Source organism: Treponema ruminis (assembly GCF_014201975.1).
Classification (GTDB): Bacteria; Spirochaetota; Spirochaetia; order Treponematales; family Treponemataceae; genus Treponema_D; species Treponema_D ruminis.
Map to the genome: position 1 here is coordinate 376,366 of NZ_JACHFQ010000002.1, position 20,938 is coordinate 397,303.

The following is a 20,938-nucleotide window of genomic DNA, read 5'->3' on the forward strand; positions in this document are numbered from 1 at the left end:
AGTTTTGCGAATATTTGTATATATCTAATTGAATTATTATAAAGCCATGGGAAATTCATTCAGAGAAAATGTAAAAGATGAATTGTCGTTTTTAGGTATAACAGCTAAAGAACTCTCTCAAAAAGCAAAGATTCCGTACCAAACATTAGAAAACTACTTAAATTCACGTGCTACAATTCCCCCCGCCGACTACGCATGCCGGATTGCAAAAGTTCTAAACACCAGCGTTGAAAACCTGCTTGGTGGCGAAGACAATTCCAACGCACTGGCCGAAGACAAAAAACAGGAAAAGCACATCCTCACGCTGATTTCCCGCCTTTCCCCCGAAAACAAAAAGGCCATTCTGCAAGTGCTGACAACAATGGTACGCGGTCAGACCTAAGCCAGAGTCAGGATTAATAAGTATATTGACAAAAATAAGCCGTTAGTGTATAAAAAATTAACGGCAAAGAGGTCGTAGATTTTCTGCTTGAGATTCAGGCGTAAAATCTACGACCTCTTTTGTTTTTATAACAAAAGAAAAAAACGACAATGAAGTCGCAGGTGATGTTTTTTTTAAGGGCATCGTCTGCGACTTTTTTGTTTTGAATAGGAGAACAAAATTGAAGACACTTTACGAACCATCGTTTGAGCATGATTCCTGCGGTATCGGAGCGGTCGTTAACATTGATGGCAAAAAATCGCACGGAGTCGTTGAAAATGCTCTTTCCATCGTCGAAAAACTGGAGCATCGCGCTGGCAAAGACGCTAGCGGCGAAACAGGTGACGGCGTTGGAATCCTCGTCCAGATCAGCCACGATTTTTTTAATGAAGCCGCAAAAAAAGGCGAGATTTCACTGGCTGGCAAAAAAATTGAATCTTTGGGAGACGAGAGAGACTACGGAATCGGAATGTTCTTCTTCCCGGCAGATAATTTCGAATCAGAAAAATCTCGCTTCGAAAAAATCTGTGCCTCAGAAAAATTGAATTTCATCGGCTGGCGAAAAGTTCCTGTAAAAGCCGAAGTCCTTGGCCAGAAAGCAAGGGACTGTATGCCGGAAGTATGGCAGGCCTTTCTAGCCCGCCCGGAAAACTGCGAGAGGGGTCTTGAGTTCGACAAACTCCTTTATAAAGCCCGCCTTGCCTTTGAAAAAGGAGCAGATTCAAAAACTTACATCTGTTCCATGAGCAGCAGGACAATCGTTTACAAGGGAATGTTCCTTGTCCAGCAGCTCCGCACTTTCTATCATGACCTTCAATCTGATCTTTATTCTTCTTCACTTGCCCTCGTTCACTCACGATTTTCTACAAACACTAACCCAAGCTGGCAGAGAGCCCACCCTAACCGCTTTATCGCCCACAACGGCGAAATCAATACAATCCGCGGAAACGTTGACCGCATGATTGCCCGCGAAGGTGAAGTCGACACGACAGGCTCTGACTCGGCAATGCTCGACAACACTCTTGAATATCTGGTAATGAACGGAATGGACTTGCCTCTTGCCGTAATGGTCTGTATCCCACAGGCATGGAAGCACGAAGACACCCTCGGTCAGGACAAAAAAGACTTCTACCACTACTGGGCAACAATGATGGAGCCATGGGACGGTCCTGCCGCAATCCTTTTCAGCGACGGTGACGTTTTGGGTGCCACACTCGACCGAAACGGACTTCGCCCTAGCCGCTACTATATCACAAGCGACAACATGCTCATCCTCAGCTCGGAAGTCGGCGTTCTTGAAATCCCGGAAAGCAAAATCGTCAAAAAATCACGCCTCATGCCGGGAAAAATGCTTCTGGTCGATACAAAGGCAAAAAAAGTCATCACAGACGACGAAATCAAGAGTCACTACGCATCTGAGCATCCTTACGGCGAATGGATCAGCCAGAACCTCATCCAGCTTGCATCCCTCAAGATTCCTAACAAAAAGGTTCCTGTTTCAACTCAGGAAGAACGGGACAGGCTTTACAGGGCTTTCGGCTGGAATTACGAGGACGTCAACGAGATGGTTCTTTCAATGGCAAAAACTGGTGTCGAGCCGATCGGATCTATGGGCGTTGACACACCGCTTGCCTGCATGAGCGACAATCACCCGAGTCTTTTTGAATACTTCAAGCAGCTCTTCGCCCAAGTCACAAACCCGCCGATTGACTCACTCCGTGAAAAAATCGTAACTGACACGACTGTCTATGTCGGAAGTGACGGCGACCTTCTTGATCCAAAGGGCAAAAACTGCCATGTCCTCGAAATCCACAATCCGATCCTCACAGGCACAGACCTGATTAAAATCAAGGCACTGGACCAGAAAGGCCTGAGAACGACGACACTTTCACTGCTTCTAAAAATTGAAAACGGAAAATTGAAAATTGAAAGCGGGGAAAGCCTTCCCCTCGCTGCAGCCGCTGACGCGTCTTCCGCTACCCCTTCTGCGGGGGCTACCCCCACAACGCCCCCAGTTCTTGAGGTGGCACTGGAAAATCTTTTCAAGCAGATTGATTCGGCTTATGAAGATGGCTACAACATCATCGTTCTTTCTGACCGTGGCGTTGACGAAAAACATGCGGCAATTCCTTCCCTGCTCGCTGTCAGTGCCGTTGAGCAGTATCTTATCCGCACAAAAAAACGAACAAAGATTTCAATCCTCCTTGAGAGCGCTGAAGTCCGCAATGTTCATCAGGCTGCAATGTGCTTAGGCTATGGTGCGCGGGCTGTAAATCCTTACCTTGCCCATGAGGCAATCGCTGAGCTCATTGACCAGAAAATCCTCGACAAGGACTACCACACGGCAATCAACGACTACAATTTCGCAATCATCAACGGAATCGTAAAAATCGGCGCTAAGATGGGAATCAGCACGGTTCAGTCTTATCAGTCGGCACAGATTTTTGAGGCTGTCGGCATTTCCCCTGAAGTCACTGAAAAATACTTCACAAACACGGTCAGCCGAGTCGGCGGAATCACCCTCAAGGAAATCGAAGAAGACATCATCTATCACCACAACAAGGCATGGAATCCAAACGGCCTCACGGAAAACAGCCACCTGGATTCAACCGGCTACCACAAGATGCGTCGGGGTCCTGGAGCAGAAGACCATCTTTACAATCCTGAGACAATCATCGCACTTCAGGAATCGACACAGAAAGGCGACTACAAGCGATTCAAGGAATACACTGCCCTTGTTGATGCTGACGAAAAGCCACACACACTGCGCGCAATGCTTGATTTCAACTACGACAAAAACAGCGGAATCCCGCTTGATGAAGTCGAGAGCGTAGACCAAATCGTTCAGCGCTTTAAGACTGGTGCCATGTCTTACGGCTCAATTTCTGAGGAAGCCCACAAGTGCATGGCCGAGGCAATGAATCACCTTCACGGAAAAAGCAACAGTGGTGAGGGCGGCGAAAAACCAGAGCGTCTGGGAACTGTCTTCAATTCCGCAATCAAGCAGGTCGCTTCGGGACGATTCGGCGTTACAGAAGAATATCTTCTCAGCGCAAAAGAGATTCAGATTAAAATGGCACAGGGAGCAAAGCCTGGCGAGGGCGGACACCTTCCTGGAAAGAAAGTTTATCCCTGGATTGCCCAGACCCGTTATGCAACTCCTGGAGTAAGCTTGATTTCGCCTCCACCACACCACGACATCTATTCAATCGAGGATCTGGCCCAGCTCATTTACGACTTGAAGAATGCCAACCGGGATGCCCGAATTAGCGTCAAGCTGGTAAGTGAAGCTGGTGTCGGAACTGTCGCAGCCGGTGTTGCAAAAGCAGGTGCCCAGGTAATCTTGATTTCAGGTCACGACGGCGGAACTGGTGCGGCTCCAATCTCATCAATTCACAATGCAGGCTTACCTTGGGAGCTAGGACTAGCCGAAGCCCACCAGACTCTGATTCAGAACGGCTTACGCGGCCGGGTAATCATCGAAACCGACGGAAAACTCATGAGCGGACGTGATGTTGCTATTGCGGCCCTGCTCGGTGCGGAGGAATTCGGATTTGCGACAGCTCCTCTCGTAACAATGGGCTGCCGAATGATGCGTGCCTGCCAGAGCGATACCTGTCCTTTCGGAATCGCAACCCAGAACGAAAAACTTCGTGCAAACTTCAAGGGCAAGGCAGAATATGTTGAGAATTTCATGCGCTTTGTAGCAGAAGAACTCCGTGAATTCATGGCAAAGCTCGGAATCAGGACAGTCGAGGAACTTTGCGGAAGAACTGACCTTCTCAAGCTCAAGGAAAAGCAGGGCTTTAAGCGGGCAAACCTTCTTGACCTGTCACGAGTCCTTGCAAAGGCAGAAGAAGGAAAAGCTGAAAGCTGGAAAACTGAGCGCAGCCTCTACGACTTCAAGCTGGAAGCAACTCTTGATATGAAGGAACTTCTGGCAGAACTGAAGGAAAATGCCAGCTCTTCAAACTACCGCATTGAATCAACAGACAGAACAGCCTGCACTATTTTGGGCAGCGAGATTCAGAAAAAATACGGCGGAAAAGTTGAGGAAGATGCATTCAAAGTTCATTTTGCCGGTGGTGCCGGACAGAGCTTCGGAGCCTTCATTCCAAAGGGCTTGAGCGTTTACCTTGAGGGAGATGCAAACGACTATCTCGGAAAGGGCCTGAGCGGCGGAAAAATCGTAGTTAAAAAGGCTGGTGATTTTGGCGGAAAGGCTGACGAAAACATCATCATTGGTAACGTTGCCCTCTTCGGCTCAACAAGCGGACAGGCTTTCATCAACGGTGTTGCAGGAGAGCGATTCTGCGTACGAAATTCGGGCGCAACTGCTGTTGTCGAAGGAACTGGCGACCATGCCCTTGAATACATGACAGGCGGCGTAGCGGTCATTCTTGGCGAGACAGGACGAAACCTTGCAGCCGGAATGAGCGGCGGCATCGCATACATCCTCGACGAAAAGCACGAGGTTTACAAAAAGCTCAACCGTGAATTCGTCACGATGTACGACCTGGACGATGAAGTTACGGCACTTGTAGATGAAAAATTTGCTGACGGCAGCAATCCTGATGTCGAAAAACTCCGTTCCCTTCTTGAAAAGCACGTCAAGGAAACCGGCTCAGAAAAAGGCAGGGAGATTCTTTCCGACTTTGAGAGTTATATTCCGCGCTTCAAGAAGATTATTCCAAACGACTACCTCAAAGTAAAAATTGCAGCAATGCAGGCTAAGTAAAAAAGGAAAAAGGGAGAAAAAAGAAATGGGAAAGCTCACTGGATTTATGGATTATGCGAGAAAGGAGAACGGTAATTTTGCTCCACTCGAAAGAATAACGAATTTTAAGGAATTTCATCCTGTTCTTGACGACAAGGCCCGCCGCGAGCAGGCTGCCCGCTGCATGAACTGCGGTGTTCCGATGTGCCAGAGCGCGATAAGATTAGGTGGAATGGTCACAGGCTGTCCGCTCCACAACTTTATTCCGGAATGGAACGACGCCCTTTACAAGGGTCAATATGACATGGCAGCATGGAGGCTTTTAAAGACTTCAAGTTTCCCTGAATTTACTGGTCGTGTCTGCCCGGCTCTCTGTGAAAAGGCCTGCAACCTCGAAAATGACGCTGTCACGATTCACGACAACGAGCTTTACATCATCGAGAGGGCCTTTGCCACAGGCTACATGAAGCCGGAAATTCCAAAAAGCCGCTCTGGAAAGAGAATTGCCGTAATCGGCTCAGGTCCTGCGGGCCTTGCAGTAGCCGACTGGCTCAACAGGCGCGGTCACTCAGTCACTGTTTACGAGCGTGAGGACAGGGCCGGCGGACTTTTGATGTACGGAATTCCAAACATGAAGCTGGACAAAAAAATCGTCGAAAGGCGAATCCAGCTGATGAAGGATGAGGGAGTTCAGTTCATCTTTAACGCTGATGTCGGCCGCACCTTCTCTTCTGACGACATCCTCAAAAATTACGATGCCGTAGCCCTCTGCTGCGGTGCAAAAAATCCCCGCCCCCTCTCAGCAAGCGGAGCTGAAAAACTTCTCCCGGCAGAAAAAGGCGGACTCATGTTCGCGGTTGATTTTCTTACAAAAGTCACAAAATCTGTCGTTGCCCTGAGCGAGGCTGAAAAATCTTTTGACGGAGACCTTGTAATCACCAACAAAAACATAGCCCTTTCACTTGAAAAGAAAGGCATAAATATAGAAGGAAAAAGCGTAATTGTCCTTGGCGGCGGTGACACAGGCAACGACTGTACCGGAACCTGTATCCGTCTGGGCGCAAAAAGCGTCACCCAGATTGAGATGATGCCGAAACCGCCTCTCGAGCGCACAGCAGACAATCCGTGGCCACAGTGGCCTAAAACCCTCAAGACTGATTACGGTGCAGAAGAATCAATCGCAAAATTCGGCCATGATCCGAGGGTCTTCAAAACCACAATCAAGGAAGTCTATTCAAAGGACGGAAAAGTCACCGGCGTAAAGACAGTTGAAGTCGAGTTCAAGAACGTTGACGGAGTAAGAAAACTCGTTGAAATCGAAGGAAGCGAAAAGGAACTTGAGGCAGATTTGATTCTTGTTGCGGCAGGATTTTTGGGCGCAGAAGAATACTCAGCTTCATCATTCGGAACAAAGCTTTCTCCACGAAACACAGTAGTCACATCCTCAGCAGAAAGCTACCAGACCGAAAACGAAAAAATCTTCACGGCCGGAGACATGCACAGAGGCCAGTCGCTGGTAGTCTGGGCAATCGCAGAAGGCCGAGCCTGTGCAAAGGCAATCGATGACTGGCTGATGAGGTAATAAAAAGCAGCTAAAAAAAAATCTCCTGAAAAGGAGATTTTTTTTTATTTTATAAATCGTGGTTGATGTCTACCAGGCTTGCATTTCCTAGCGTATAGGGGCTTGCCAAACAGTCTGCCAGTGCATTTGCCGTGTCGATGGCTGTGAGGCAGTCGATGTCACGTTCTACTGCAAGGCGGCGGAGCTTGACGCTTTCTGCTACCGGGTCTCGGCCCTTGGCTGAGGTTGAAACGACATAGACTACCTTTCCGCTTTCAAGCAGGGTCATTACATTGTCATTGTAGTTTTCATGAACTTTTGCAACATACTCAACTTCCATGCCGGAACGCTCGATTGTAGCCGCATTTCCGCTGGTAGCGTACAATTTAAAGCCCAGATCATAGAATTTTCGGGCAAGGGACGGAAGCTCTGGCAAATCGCTCTGGCGAACAGAGAACAAAACGCCGCCAGTCTTCAGGCTCTTCCAGCCTGCAGCGGCCATGCCCTTGAAAACTGCTTCATTTCTTGTGCTTGCGATTCCCAGAACTTCGCCGGTTGACTTCATTTCAGGACCAAGATGAGTGTCCACATCCATGAGCTTTTCAAAGCTGAAGACAGGAACTTTTACTGCAAAATAATTCGGCTTTCGGTAGAGGCCTGTTCCGTAGCCCATTTCACTCACCTTCTCGCCCAGCATTGCCCGGGTTGCAAGGTCAATCATCGGAATGCCCGAAACTTTTGAAATGTAAGGAACGGTTCGGCTTGAGCGCGGATTTGCCTCGATGATATAGAGGTCATTTTCGTAAATCAAATACTGGATGTTTACAAGACCTTTTGTTCCCAGGGCAAGGGCTAAGTCAACCGACTGCTTTACGATTTTTGATTCGATGTCAGATTCAAACTCGCCCGGATAGACTGCAATCGAGTCGCCTGAGTGGATTCCGGTACGCTCGATGTGCTCCATGATTCCAGGAATAAGGACATTCTCGCCGTCGCAGATACAGTCGACTTCAAGTTCCTTTCCTTCCATATATTTATCAATCAAAACAGGATTTTCGATTTTCTGGCGCAGGATGATTGCCATGTATTCCTTTACATCAGCAGAGTTTCGGGCAACAATCATGTTCTGGCCGCCCAAAACATAGCTAGGCCTCATCAAAACCGGGTAAGTGATTTTTTCGGCAGTCTCAAGAGCCTCAACCTCAGTAAAGACGGTCATTCCCTTCGGCCGTTTGATTTGAAGCCGGTCACAAAGCTCCTCAAAACGCTCGCGGTCTTCGGCAAGGTCAATTGCATCGGCACTGGTTCCGAGAATCTTGATTCCCTGTTCGTCAAGGAATTTAGCAAGCTTAATCGCAGTTCCGCCGCCAAAGGCAACTACAACGCCGAGCGGCTTTTCAACGGCAAGGACATTCATGACATCAACCGGAGTTAGCGGCTCAAAGTAAAGCCTGTCCGCCGTGTCAAAGTCTGTCGAAACGGTCTCAGGGTTATTGTTTACGATTGCGACCTCGTAGCCCAGTTTTTTGAGGGCACGCACGCACTGAACGCTAGCATAGTCGAACTCAATTCCCTGACCGATTCGGATTGGTCCAGAACCGAGGACTACGATAGTTCCTTTTGATGAGCGTTTTCTTTCATTCAGGAAGGTCTCGGCTTCGTTTTCGCCTGATGTCGTTGAGTAGAAATACGGAGTTTCCGCATCGAACTCGCCCGCACAGGTATCAACCATTTTGAAACTCTTTGGCTGGAAGAGCATCTTTTCGCCGGCTGCTTTTTCGGCATTGCAAATCTTTTCAAGTTTCCACAAGAACCATTCGTCAATCTTTGTGATTTCGTGAATTTCTTCGACTGTAAGAAGATTTCTCTTCAAAGCCTGGTAAATTGCAAAAATCCTCTGGTCAGTGCATTTTGTTACCCGCTCGCGGATTTTCTCGTCACTTTCCTTTACAAAGGCTGGAAGGTTCAAGTCCTTTACTCCGACTTCAAGACCGCGGGCAGCCTTTAAGATTGCTTCCTCGAAATTCTGGCCGATTGCCATTACCTCGCCTGTCGCCTTCATCTGGGTACCGAGCTTTCGGGCTGCATAAACGAATTTGTCGAACGGGAATTTCGGCATTTTTACTACGACATAATCCAAAACTGGCTCAAAGCAGGCTTTTGTCTTTTTGGTTACGAAGTTAGGAATTTCATCGAGGGTAAAGCCGACCGCAATCAGGGCCGCAACTTTTGCAATCGGATAGCCTGTGGCCTTTGAAGCGAGGGCTGAAGAGCGTGAAACACGAGGGTTTACTTCGATTACAGCATATTCAAAAGAATCCGGGTTTAAGGCAAACTGACAGTTACAGCCGCCTTCAATCTCAAGGGCTGAAATAATGTTTAAGGCCGCAGAACGGAGCATCTGATATTCTTTGTCGGCAAGGGTTACTGTCGGAGCGATTACAATTGAGTCTCCTGTGTGGACGCCGACCGGGTCAAAGTTTTCCATTGAACAGACTGTGATTACGTTGCCTGTTGAATCCCTCATTACCTCAAATTCAACTTCCTTCCAGCCTGAAATACATTTTTCAACAAGAATCTGATGAATCGGCGAGCGGTGAAGGCCATTGTGGGCAATCTCGTCAAGCTCCCGGTCATTGTTTACGATACCGCCGCCGGTACCACCGAGCGTAAATGCCGGTCGGATAATTGCCGGGAATCCAATCACATTATGAACAAAATCAGCCGCGTCTTCATAAGTCGTAACGACCTTACTCGGAATGCAGGGCTCATCGATTGCTTCCATAGTATCCTTGAACATCTGTCGGTCTTCGGCCTTGTCGATTGTCTCCGGCCGGGCACCCAAAAGCTGTACATTGTGGCTCTTTAAAAATCCTGATTTTGCAAGCTCCATACTCAGAGTGAGGCCTGTCTGACCGCCCAAAGTCGAAAGAAGTGAATCGGGCTTTTCTTTTTCGATAATTCTTTGCAAAGATTCAAGCGTAAGCGGCTCCAGATAAATCTCATCCGCCATAAAATGGTCCGTCATGAGGGTTGCAGGGTTTGAATTCACAAGACAAACTTCAAGTCCCAGTGACTTTAAGGCTTTACAAGCCTGGTTTCCTGCATAATCAAATTCCGCTGCCTGACCGATTACAATCGGGCCGGAACCAATAATCATAACTTTGTGGATATTTTTATTAAGTGGCATTTCTAACCTCGCCTGAATAAAAAAAAGCGACAGCACCCCCGTGGAATGATGTCGCCTTTGACGCTATATACTATAGCGAAAATCGGCTTTTTATGGAAGTCTTTTTAACTTGTCATTTGGACCTTAGTCATTTACAATATTTCATCATGAAGAAACTATTTTCCTTATTTTTAATTTTGAGTTTTTTTGCTGGATCTGGATTTGCCGCCCAGAGCGTTCAAAAGTCACTTCCCTTTTCCAAGGGCATAAACCTGCCAGGCTGGCTTGAATACAACCGCCTCAACACCCTCCGCTACGGCAGGCAGGATTTTGAAAACCTCAAGAGCATGGGAGTCGAGATTGTCCGTCTTCCAGTCTGGTTTGAAATCTGGAATGACGGCTCATCAGAATACAAAGTTGTGCCCGAATGTTTTGAAATGATTGACAAGGCAGTTGACTGGGCAAAGGAACTTGGTCTTTACATCATCATTGACTTTCACAACGACTGCAACGGCTCTTCAAAGACCAATCCCAAAATCGAAAAGGTCCTCCTTAAAATCTGGCCCCAGATTGTAGAGCACTACAAGGACAGGGGCAGCCACATTGTCTACGAAGTTATGAACGAGCCTCATTTTTCAAGCGGAAACCTCAAGTCCGACATCAGTAAATGGGGTAAAATTCAGGGAAATGTCTTAAAGGCTATCCGAGAAATCGACAAAAGCCACACGATTATAGTCGGCGGCGGTGACTGGAATTCTTTGGACTCAATGCTGGCCCTTCCTGATTATGACGACGACAATTTGATTTACAATTTCCACGATTACACGCCATTCCTTTTCACTCATCAGGGAGCTACATGGACCTACACCAAGCGGCTGACTAACATTCCCTTCCCCTATGTAAAGGAAAAAATGCCTCCCCTTCCAAAAAATGCCAGCCAGGACGAAAAAAGGGAATACAAGAACTACGAAAAGAATTCCTCAGAGGAAGTTCTGGTCTCACCTCTGGACAAGGCCGTTGAATTTGCAAACAAGAGAAATGCTTCCCTCATGTGCAACGAATTCGGCGTCTACATGAATTATGCCCAGCCTGAAGAAAGGGTCAACTGGTACAGAATCAAATGCGGCTGGATGGCAGATAGAAACATCATCCGGGTAAGCTGGGATTACACCCAGGAATTCGGCGTATTCAATTCGCCCAACGAATCACGCTTCCCGGAAGACTTGAACGCACCTCTTTTGGAAGCAATGGGATTTAAACTCCCGGCCGGAAAAAGCAAGACCTGGTTCAACAATGCAAGGGAAAGCGGCGACTGGACAATCTACAAGAACGGCAGCATAGGGCTTTTAAAGGCCAACGCCTACAGCGCAGAAGGAAGCCTCACCCATAAAATTGATTCCGAGCAGGTCATTTTCCTCAGCAGCATAAGCCCATACGGCCAGATCTGCTTCAGCTTTGGCGAGGCCTGTGATTTTACAGAACTTAAGGATTCAGGCGCCCAAGTTGAATTCCTTATAAAAAGCAAGGACAAGGCCCTCAATATTTCCCTTTATTTCAGGGACATGGAGTCAAAGATTTTCCCATGGCGGGCTTCATACTCGCTCAATTCAAAGGTAGTCAAGGCAGACGGAGAATGGCACAAAGTCACCATCCCGCTCAAAGATTTTTCAGACATCGGCGGCTGGACAAACGCAGAGGGCTGGAAAAACGGCGAGCACAAATTCAGCTGGAGCCTGGTCGACGCCCTTATTTTTGACAACGGAGCCAGCCCTTCAAAAAGCGGCTTCATGCTCAAGGACATAAAAATCGTCCGCTAGCTTCCCTGCATTTCACTACGGATTACTTCAGGTGTTTTTCCGAAAGTTTTTTTGAACTCCCGGATAAATACCTTGTAGTTCGTAATCCCGCATTCTTCCAGAATCACCGAAATTTTCTGGTTCGTATTTTGAAGCATCTGATAAAAGGCCGAAATCCTCAGCGACATCAGGTATTCGTTAAAAGTCATGTCCGTATACTTTTTGAAAAGACGGCACATGTGCTCAGGCGTTACATTGAGGATTTCAGCCACGTCACTCAGAGAGATTTTATTGCGGAATTCCTTTTCGACATAAGCCATGACCGGTGAAATCCTATTGATTCCGTAATATGAAAGAGTCCCCGCCTTTTTCTGCTCAACTTTATAAGATGTAAGCAGCTGATAAAAAAAGTCATAAAGAAGAGAAATGAATTTGATTTTGTTTTCCTGCCTCTGGTCATCAACTGACTTAAGCATAAGCGAAAGGTAAGAAAAAAGTTTTTCCGCCTCCCCGCTTTCAGGCTTTTCCTTTAAAAGCACGTTTTCGATTTCGTCATAGACACCCTCAAAGGCACTCAGGGGCACCTGCAAAAGAATATACCTGGCATGGCCGCACAATTTTGAGGAATGAATCAATTCAGAGTTGATGATTATCATGTCGCCGTCCGTAAGGAGATATTTTCTCTGCTCGACCGTAAAATCAATCTTTCCCTCAAGGACATAAAGAATCTCGATATGGTTGTGCCAGTGAAAGGGAGAATAAAAATTGACGTCATCAACGACCTCGAAGCGGATTGAAAACTGAAGGTCAAAGTGCCGCTTGTGCAGGATGTTCTCGTGCTTAAATTCTTTCATGTCAATATTCTAAAATAAAAATGGCAAAAAAACAAATATTTTTGACCAAAATATCAAAATCAACCTATTAAAAATCATTTTCCTTTCTTGTTAATTTTAATTTAAGTGATAAAGTCAAATCATCAGTAAAAAAAAAGGAGGACATTATGAAAATCAGGACAAACTTAAAGGTTTTAATTTTGGCTTTGGGAATCGCATCTCTCTCATCTTGCGGAGGCAGGAGCCCAAAAATCACTCTGGAAAACGGAGTCTCACTCGGCTATGTTTCCATTCCGGGCAAAGATTTCTGCATCGCAAAAACTGAAGTAACCCAGGAATTCTACGAGGCCGTCACCGGGGTAAATCCATCTCAGACCAAGGGAGCAAAATTTCCTGTCGAATCAGTCAGCTGGTACGACTCGCTTGTTTTCTGCAACAAACTGAGCGCCCTTCTCGGAAAAACTCCGGCCTACAAAATCAACGGCAGCACAAATCCCGACCAGTGGAACTACACTCCCCACCAGAGCTCAATCATAGAAGACGAAATCGAATTCAACCCTGATGCAGACGGCTTCCACCTGCCTACAATGGAAGAATGGGATTTTGCAATCAAAGGCGGAGAAAATTTCACCTACTCAGGAAGCGAAGATCTGGATTCAGTTGCCTGGACTGACTGCAACAGCGGAGGCCTTTTGCACGAGGTTGCCCAGTTAAAGCCAAACGGCTACGGAATTTACGACATGTCGGGCAATGTTTTTGAATGGGTCTGGAGCGTAAGAAAAGACACGAGCCGCTATCTAAGGGGAGGCAGTTACTTTGATGCGGCCCGTGCCGGAAAATGTACTAATAAAGAACTGAATTATGCCTCAAGGCAATTCAAAACTGCAGGATTCAGAATCACATGGAAGAAGGCCCAGGAATAGAGCTTCTGCAAATTTTCCTGTACTTTGCGAGATTGATGATGAAGCGTACAAACTCATCAGCCATTACCGCAAAGAATACTCCGGAAACGCCAAGATGCAGGGCGAATACAAAAAGACTTGCACAGCTGATTACGAAAACAGTTCCGAAAATCTGAGTGCAGAACATCCATTTTGTGTCGCCGCTTCCACGGATTCCGCTTCCCACGATTATGTTTCCGGACTTTGAGAAGAGGTTTACCGCAATGAAGAGAAGATAAATTCCCGAAGTTGTGGTAATCCTCTCGTCCTTTGTAAAGACCGAAATTATTTCCTGGGGGAAGGCAAGAGAAGCCGCCACCATTATCAGGGCAATGACAAAGCAGATTGAATAGGCGGACAAACATACGCCCTTGTACTGCTTTGCATCCCCTTTTCCGACAGCCTCAGAACTTAAAGTCAAAGTTCCGCTTCCCAATGCACCTACGACGACAACTGCAAGCAGCTCGACGCCAAAAACAATCGAGAAAATTCCCGCCGCCAGCTCGTTTATCGTATTCAATATTCGAATGATGGCAAGGTTTCCTAAATTCCAGCAGAAATCTTCGAGGGCCGTGTTGATTCCAAGCCGGGCCGAATGGAGGTAGCTTGAGAATTTTGCCTTTTTGAGGGCAGGAGCCTTTGGTCTTGTTGAAAGCTTACGGCTTCTTGCATAGGCGACAAGCATGTAGAGGGCACCGAGATACTCTGCAAGGGTTGTACCCAGAGCCGCACCCTTTACGCCCATTTCAGGAAAGCCAAAGCGGCCGAAAATCAATACCCAGTCAAAGAAAATGTTCAGGCAGGAACGCAAAAGACTCCAGATTGCCAGATGCTTTGTGTGGTTCGATGTCTGAAAAATCACCATGAGTGAGCCGCCCAAACCGATTAAAAGGAAAACCGGCGAAGAATAGCGGGCATAATCCACGCACCAGGGAAGAATGTTCTCTGAAACGCCCATGAGACGGAAAACCGGAACGGAACCGAATCCCCACAAAAAGAAAAGCATTACTGGAAGAATATTGTTGAATTTCAAGAGGGCACCTGAATATTCCTCAACATTCTCCTGATTTTTTGCCCCAACGTTCTGACTGATCAGGATTGAAGCGCCGGTCGCGATTGAAATACAGACCGACATTGTTGTCCAGATTGGAGAATTTGCATTTCCCAAAACGCTCATGTAAAGGGAATTTGCGTTTCCCAAAAAAATGCGGTCAATCAGCATCTGAAGCTGGTTTATGATATTGCTGAGAATCAGCGGAACCGCAATAGCTAAAAGTCTTGAATAATAAACTTTGTATTCTTTTAACTTTACATTCATAATTTACCCCTCTTTTATTAATCGTAGATCACAAATTTCCCGGCAAACCCTATTTGCAGCCATATAAAAGAAATTTGCCGAAAGCTTCTGTTTTTTAACCCTATCGCTCATAATCTGAACAAAAACCTTTTGCATCGCAGCTAGAGCCAAATCCTCATCATTCAAAATTGAACGGCAGCACCTGAGAACCATCGGAGCGTATTTCTGGTATAATTCTGAAAAATCACGATTAGTTAAAGTTTTCATCGACATCAGCCTCTTTTTTTCATCTTTTCCAGAATATACTAATGACAAATCAAATTTCTGAGAATGATTTTTAGACAAGATGCAAGTTTTTACCGATGAAATGCAATATTCAGCAGCTATTTTGGATAAGATGCAGGCAAAAAAACTAATTTAACAGCCTGATAAGCCAGTCAGTAACAGTCTCGTCAGCATTTTCCGTCTTATCGTTAAGTTCAACCCAAAAGTGTCCCCGGGTTTCATATTCAATATAATGTGAATTTTTACACCATTTTCCGCAAAGTTTGCCGACTCTGCTCCCCGGCTCGTAAATTCCCTTGTCATTTTTGGAAACAGCGGAATAAAACTGTACCGGCAAAACTGAAATCAGCTCCCTAAGACTTATATCGTAAAATCCGCTTCCAGAAATCACGGCCCGGAAAAGGCGCGGCTCATGGCAGGCCAGCTCGACTACGAATTTTGCCCCCTGGGAAAAACCATAGCCGATGATTTTACTTTTATCGATGCATTTATTACGGACGGCAATATTCTGAATCAAAAGACTCGTGCTTGCAGGATCCGTAAAATAATTAATGCGGGAAAGGATGACCAGGACCGCCGCTCCTTCTGGATAAATCTTCTGCTGGAAATCTTTCGTGGCAAACTGGCGGCCGTATTTACGCAGGGATGAATATTTTTCGTCACTGCCGTGAAAAACTACAATCAAAGGAAGTTTTGCGCTCTCGTTATCCTTGTCATTGCGGTATTTATCTGGAAGGAAAAGATAATAATCGTGACCGGAAGGCAGTTCCTCGTAAAGCCACTTGTCGATGTAAACCTTTTTTTCTGCCCAGAAATATGCGGCGTCAAAAGAAAAATCCATGGGCTTACGGACATAAAGGAGAAACAAAGATAAAAAAGCTAAAAGTAAGAAGCCAAGCAGCAGGCCTAAGGCAAGAATGATTCTTTTTTTGGCGGGCTGCTTAAGTGTGGTAATCATTTTCATCCTCTTTTTTATATATGAAAATTATACCACACTTGGGAAAAATTTAAATAAATTTTCTATTTTTCCTGCATCATGGCAATGAATCTGTCAAAGAGGAAATTCGTGTCATGAGGACCGCCACAGGCTTCCGGGTGGAACTGAACGCTGAAGGCCGGAATATCAGTGTATGTCAGGCCCTCGCAAGTATTGTCATTGGCATTTACAAAGCTCAGTTTGGCATAGGCTGGAATCGTGTCGCTTTCAACAGCATAGCCGTGGTTCTGGCTGGTGATGTAAACCCGACCGCTCTCCAAATCCTTTACCGGGTGATTTCCGCCACGGTGACCGTATTTGAGCTTAGAAGTTTTTGCACCCCGGGCCAGGGCAAGCATCTGATGACCAAGGCAAATTCCAAAAATCGGAATCTTTGACTGGCACAACTTTCTGATTTCTTCTATTATACTGACATTCTCCGCAGGGTCTCCAGGACCGTTGCTGAGCATAATTCCGTCCGGATTAAGCTCAATCACATCCTGAGCCGTGGCATCGTATGGAAGAACAGTGACCTTACAGCCCCGTTTTTCAAGTTCCCGCTCAATATTTGCCTTTGCACCGAAATCAAAGAGACAGACAGAGAATTTAACGGGGGAAGTCTCCCCCTCGCTGCAAGCGCCTTCGGCGTTTTCCGCTACCCCTTCTCCTAAGGGGCGCTGCCCCTTAAAATCCCCGCCCTTTTCTTTACAAAGGCTTTGAACGCTTTCGACGGCATTTTCTATCTTATATTCTTTAATTTCCTTCAATATGGCTTCTGAGACAAGCTGGCAAGAACCATCATCAGCTTTCTTAATCCCTATTTTCTCAGCTTCCTGGCCGCTGATTATCATTCCGTTCATGACACCAGCTTCACGCAGAATTTTCGTGAGTTTTCTTGTGTCAATTCCGCAAATTCCCACGATATTCTGTGCTTTAAGGAAAGAATCCAGGTCACCCTGGCAGCGGAAATTACTTGGTCCGTCGCAAAGTTCCCGGACAATATATCCGCGAACCCAGCTTTTTTTGCTCTCAAAATCCTCGGGCTGGACTCCGTAGTTTCCGATTAAAGGAAAAGTCTGGGTAACAATCTGACCGAAATAGCTTGGGTCAGTCAAAGTTTCAACGTAGCCCGTCATTCCGGTTGTAAAAACCGTTTCACCAATCGTTTTGCCTTCTGCTCCGATAGAATTTCCCTCAAAAAAGCTTCCATCAGCAAGAATCAAATATGCTTTGCTCATTTTATTCCTCTTAACGCCGGACCTATAAAGCAGATGCCTTCAGGAATTCTACAAAGAGTTTTCCTGCATTGTTGGGGCGGCTCTTGAATTCAGGATGGAACTGCACACCGATAAAGAATTTGTGCTTTCCCTTTCCCTCGCCCTGCGGCAATTCAACAGTCTCAACGATTTTGTCATCAGGACTTTTTCCGCTGATTACAAGGCCGGCCGCACTCATCTGCTCGCGGTAGTCATTATTGAATTCGTAGCGGTGTCTGTGGCGCTCCTCGATTAAGTCAGAACCGTAGGCCCTTTTCATAATCGTGCCGTCTGTGACTTTGCAAGGATAGCTTCCCAGACGCATTGTACCACCAAGGATAACGCCTTCCTGATCTTTCATCAAGTCGATTACAGGATTTTCGCAGAGTTCGTCAAATTCGCGGCTGTTTGCATTTTTGAGGCCGAGGACGTCCCGGGCAAATTCGATTACACTAATCTGCATTCCAAGACAGATTCCAAAATAAGGAATATTGTGGGTTCGGGCATAGCGGCAGGCAGCGATCATTCCTTCGATTCCACGCTGGCCAAATCCGCCCGGAAGAATAATTCCCGAACAGTCAGAAAAAATCGATCCGGCACTTTCGTCGGTAACGGAATCAGAATCAACCCATTTGATTTTTACATTTTTTCCAATTACAAATGAAGCATGATTCAGGCTCTCAACGATACTCAAATATGAATCGTGAAGCTTTACGTATTTTCCGACCAAGGCAATCTGAATCTCGCCCTGTCGTCCGTGAATTGTCTCAACCATTTGAGACCAGTCAGCCAGAGCCCTGTAGTCAGTCGGCTTTTCAAGGCCCAGGTCACGGCAAACAACGTCATCCATGTTCTGGGCATGAAGCATGAGTGGAACTTCGTATAAACTCTTACAGGTCGTGTTGTTGATTACACAGTCTTCGCTTACGTTACAGAAAAGGGAAATCTTCTTGCGGATGTCGGCAGGGATTTCCTTGTCACAGCGGGCAACAATAATGTCCGGGTGAATTCCAACTGCCATCAGTTCCTTTACAGAATGCTGGGTCGGCTTAGACTTAAACTCATCGCTGCCCGAAATATATGGAACCAGACAGACATGAATAAAAAGACAGTTGCGGCGGCCTACCTCCAGGGAAAGCTGGCGGATAGCCTCAAGGAAAGGCTGGCTTTCAATATCACCGATTGTACCGCCAATCTCAACAATGCTCACGTCACAGCCGGAAACCTCGGCATTTTTAAGGATAAAGTCTTTGATTTCATTGGTAACGTGAGGAATAATCTGAACGGTCTGACCCAGATAATCGCCGTTGCGCTCCTTGTTCAAGACGTTCCAGTAAACTCGGCCGCTTGTAAGGTTAGAATATTTTGTAAGATTCTCGTCGATAAAACGCTCGTAGTGGCCCAGGTCCAGGTCAGTCTCAGCACCATCTTCAGTAACAAAAACTTCACCGTGCTGGAAGGGACTCATCGTGCCCGGGTCAACATTCATGTATGGATCCAGTTTCTGTGATGCAATTTTTAGTCCGCGGCATTTCAAAAGCCGTCCAAGAGATGCGGCAGTAATTCCTTTTCCAAGTCCGCTAACAACTCCGCCAGTTACAAAAATAAATTTACTCATAAATACTCCTAAAAAATCAACAGGGCCCGATTAATATGCTTTGTCGTGCACTCCAGCGATTGCTCTTCCTGATGGTTCATCCATGTTCTTCCATGCGGCATCCCATTCCAGGGCTTTTGCTGTTGAGCAGGCAACTCCGGCTTCGTGAGGAACACAGCGGGCAGCAGAGTCGCTTGGGAAGAGGCGGCTGTAAATTTCTCGGTAGTAGTATTCCTCTTTTGTCTTTGGAGGATTTACCGGGAAGCGGTTTTCACGGCGGGCAAATTCTGCGTCGCTTACCTTTTCTTCTGTCATTTTTTTGAGGGTATCAATCCAGTTGTAGCCGACTCCGTCAGAGAACTGTTCCTTTTGTCGCCATGCGATGCTTTCAGGGAGCAGGTCTTCAAATGCCTTGCGCAAAATCCATTTTTCCATGCGCTGCTTGCCGTCAGCCAGCTTGATGTTCATTTTGTCGCTCGGATTCAATCTCATTGCAATGTCGATGAAATCCTTGTCCAGGAAAGGAACGCGGCCTTCAACACCCCATGCCATAAGCGATTTGTTGGCACGGAGACAGTCATAAAGATGAAGTTTGCTCATTTTGCGGACAAGTTCTTCGTGGAATTCCTGGGCATTAGGAGCCTTATGGAAGTACAAATATCCGCCGAAAAGCTCGTCACTTCCCTCGCCCGAAAGAACCATTTTGATTCCCATTGATTTGATTACGCGGGCCAAAAGGTACATCGGAGTTGATGCACGGACTGTAGTGATGTCGTATGTTTCAATGTGGTAGATTACGTCAGGCAGGGCATCGAGTGCTTCCTGAATCGTAAAGTGAACTTCGTGGTGAACGGTTCCGATATAGTCAGCCGCTTTCTGGGCTGCGATAAGGTCAGGAGAACCTTCAAGTCCGACTGCGAATGAGTGGAGCTGAGGCCACCATGCAGCTTCCTTTGAATCAGTCTCAACACGTTTTTTTGAGAATTTCTGTGTGATTGCGGCGATAATAGAAGAATCAAGACCGCCTGAAAGAAGTACTCCATAAGGAACGTCAGACATGAGCTGAGCCTTTACGGCAGATTCAAGTCCATTTCGAACTTTTTCGATTACGCTAGGATTGATTACCTCGCCCTTTTCGTCTGTGGCTTTCGGAGAATTCTTTACTGCATCGAAAGTTTCCCAGTCACGCTTGTACCAGCGCTCAACTTTTCCGCTTTTTGAGTAGAGGAAGTGTCCGTTTGGGAATTCCTCGATTGTCTGACAGTCGCCTTCAAGAGCCTTAAGCTCGCTTGCAACATAGTAGCGGCCGGCCTTGTCCCAGCCCTGGTAAAGAGGGATTACACCGATTTCGTCGCGGGAAATAAGATAGACGTCGTTTTCTGAGTCATAGAGGGCAAAAGCAAAAATACCGCTCAGTTTTTCAATCATTTCAGCAAAGTTTCCGCTTTCACGGTATTTTTTATAGAGGGGAATGATTGCCTCACAGTCACTTCCTGTCAAAAAGTTATATTTTCCCTCAAATTCACGGCGGATTTCCTTGTGATTGTAGATTTCACCGTTTGCGGCAAGAATGATTTTTCCGTCATCGCTTACAAGAGGCTGCTTTCCTGAAAGAGGATCTACGATAGAAAGACGCTCATGGCTCAAAATCGCATTATTGCCTGTGTAAACGCCGCTCCAGTCCGGACCGCGGTGGCGGATTTTTTTGCTCATTTCCAAAACCTGTGCACGAAGTTCTTCTTTTAATCCTTCTGCAATCGGTTTTCCACCCGAAGCCAAATCAAATGCACCTACAAAACCACACATTTTAAAATCTCCTATTCAAAAACAAAAAAAAGACGACACCATTACCACGAATAGCGTCGTCTTTGACATAATTTACCTAAATACTATATCGAAAATCCGAAAGATTGGTCAAGAGCATATTTTTTGAAATAAAAATCAATATTTTTTACTTGACAAAAAAAATTCTTCACGCTATAACAGAACTATCAAACGACAATGAGGTCGCAGGAAGGCAATTCTTGCGACCTTTTTCGTTTTATACAGGTATCAAAAAAACGGCAAAGGCGCCGCATTTAAAGACTGG

General features: G+C 46.3%; 13 protein-coding genes. 5 read left to right on the top strand and 8 right to left on the bottom strand.

Annotated elements, in window-relative coordinates; all coding sequences use genetic code 11:
- Nucleotides 1–46: 46 nt before the first annotated feature.
- From HNP76_RS04095 to HNP76_RS04105, 3 genes are all read left to right on the top strand, one after another.
- Nucleotides 47–382, top strand: coding sequence for a helix-turn-helix transcriptional regulator (locus HNP76_RS04095; protein ID WP_184657762.1), 336 nt, complete (start codon nucleotides 47–49; stop codon nucleotides 380–382).
- A gap of 220 nt (nucleotides 383–602) precedes the next feature.
- Entirely contained in the window at nucleotides 603–5,159 is a 4,557-nt protein-coding gene (locus HNP76_RS04100) for a glutamate synthase-related protein (RefSeq protein ID WP_184657764.1), read from the top strand.
- Nucleotides 5,160–5,184: 25 nt separating this feature from the next.
- Nucleotides 5,185–6,720 (top strand): glutamate synthase subunit beta, encoded by a 1,536-nt coding sequence (locus HNP76_RS04105; protein WP_184657766.1) that lies wholly within the window; start codon nucleotides 5,185–5,187, stop codon nucleotides 6,718–6,720.
- Nucleotides 6,721–6,769: 49 nt separating this feature from the next.
- Here HNP76_RS04105 and carB read toward each other — a convergent pair whose 3' ends face one another.
- A complete protein-coding gene (gene carB, locus HNP76_RS04110) occupies nucleotides 6,770–9,889 on the bottom strand; it encodes a carbamoyl-phosphate synthase large subunit (RefSeq protein WP_184657768.1) in 3,120 nt (1,039 codons plus the stop codon).
- A gap of 146 nt (nucleotides 9,890–10,035) precedes the next feature.
- Between carB and HNP76_RS04115 the strand changes: the two genes are divergently transcribed.
- Nucleotides 10,036–11,685 (top strand): glycoside hydrolase family 5 protein, encoded by a 1,650-nt coding sequence (locus tag HNP76_RS04115; RefSeq protein ID WP_184657770.1) that lies wholly within the window; start codon nucleotides 10,036–10,038, stop codon nucleotides 11,683–11,685.
- Here the strand turns inward: HNP76_RS04115 and HNP76_RS04120 are convergent.
- Nucleotides 11,682–12,518, bottom strand: a complete 837-nt coding sequence (locus HNP76_RS04120; RefSeq protein ID WP_184657772.1) for an AraC family transcriptional regulator — start codon at nucleotides 12,516–12,518, stop codon at nucleotides 11,682–11,684. The two genes, HNP76_RS04115 and HNP76_RS04120, sit on opposite strands and share 4 nt — an antisense overlap.
- 146 nt (nucleotides 12,519–12,664) lie before the next feature.
- Here HNP76_RS04120 and HNP76_RS04125 point away from each other — a divergent pair, with 146 nt between their 5' ends.
- A complete protein-coding gene (locus HNP76_RS04125) occupies nucleotides 12,665–13,420 on the top strand; it encodes a formylglycine-generating enzyme family protein (protein WP_184657774.1) in 756 nt (251 codons plus the stop codon).
- On the opposite strand, the gene HNP76_RS04130 is transcribed toward HNP76_RS04125, so the two are convergent.
- The 6 genes from HNP76_RS04130 to asnB all read right to left on the bottom strand — a co-directional run bounded on the left by HNP76_RS04130 (nucleotide 13,395) and on the right by asnB (nucleotide 20,655).
- Complete coding sequence (locus tag HNP76_RS04130) at nucleotides 13,395–14,756, bottom strand: MATE family efflux transporter (RefSeq protein ID WP_184657776.1); 1,362 nt, start codon at nucleotides 14,754–14,756, stop codon at nucleotides 13,395–13,397. The genes HNP76_RS04125 and HNP76_RS04130 overlap by 26 nt on opposite strands.
- Before the next feature lie 3 nt (nucleotides 14,757–14,759).
- Nucleotides 14,760–15,080 carry an RNA polymerase sigma factor gene (locus HNP76_RS04135; protein ID WP_184657778.1) on the bottom strand — a complete coding sequence of 107 codons (321 nt, stop codon included), beginning with the start codon at nucleotides 15,078–15,080 and terminating at the stop codon, nucleotides 14,760–14,762.
- 67 nt (nucleotides 15,081–15,147) lie between these two features.
- Nucleotides 15,148–15,978 carry an alpha/beta hydrolase family protein gene (locus HNP76_RS04140; protein ID WP_184657780.1) on the bottom strand — a complete coding sequence of 277 codons (831 nt, stop codon included), beginning with the start codon at nucleotides 15,976–15,978 and terminating at the stop codon, nucleotides 15,148–15,150.
- Nucleotides 15,979–16,040: 62 nt separating this feature from the next.
- Complete coding sequence (locus HNP76_RS04145; RefSeq protein WP_184657782.1) at nucleotides 16,041–17,234, bottom strand: carbamoyl phosphate synthase small subunit; 1,194 nt, start codon at nucleotides 17,232–17,234, stop codon at nucleotides 16,041–16,043.
- A gap of 22 nt (nucleotides 17,235–17,256) precedes the next feature.
- Nucleotides 17,257–18,870 (bottom strand): CTP synthase, encoded by a 1,614-nt coding sequence (gene pyrG / locus HNP76_RS04150; RefSeq protein ID WP_184657784.1) that lies wholly within the window; start codon nucleotides 18,868–18,870, stop codon nucleotides 17,257–17,259.
- A 30-nt stretch (nucleotides 18,871–18,900) separates the two neighbouring features.
- Complete coding sequence (gene asnB / locus HNP76_RS04155) at nucleotides 18,901–20,655, bottom strand: asparagine synthase B (RefSeq protein ID WP_184657786.1); 1,755 nt, start codon at nucleotides 20,653–20,655, stop codon at nucleotides 18,901–18,903.
- Nucleotides 20,656–20,938: the final 283 nt, after the last annotated feature.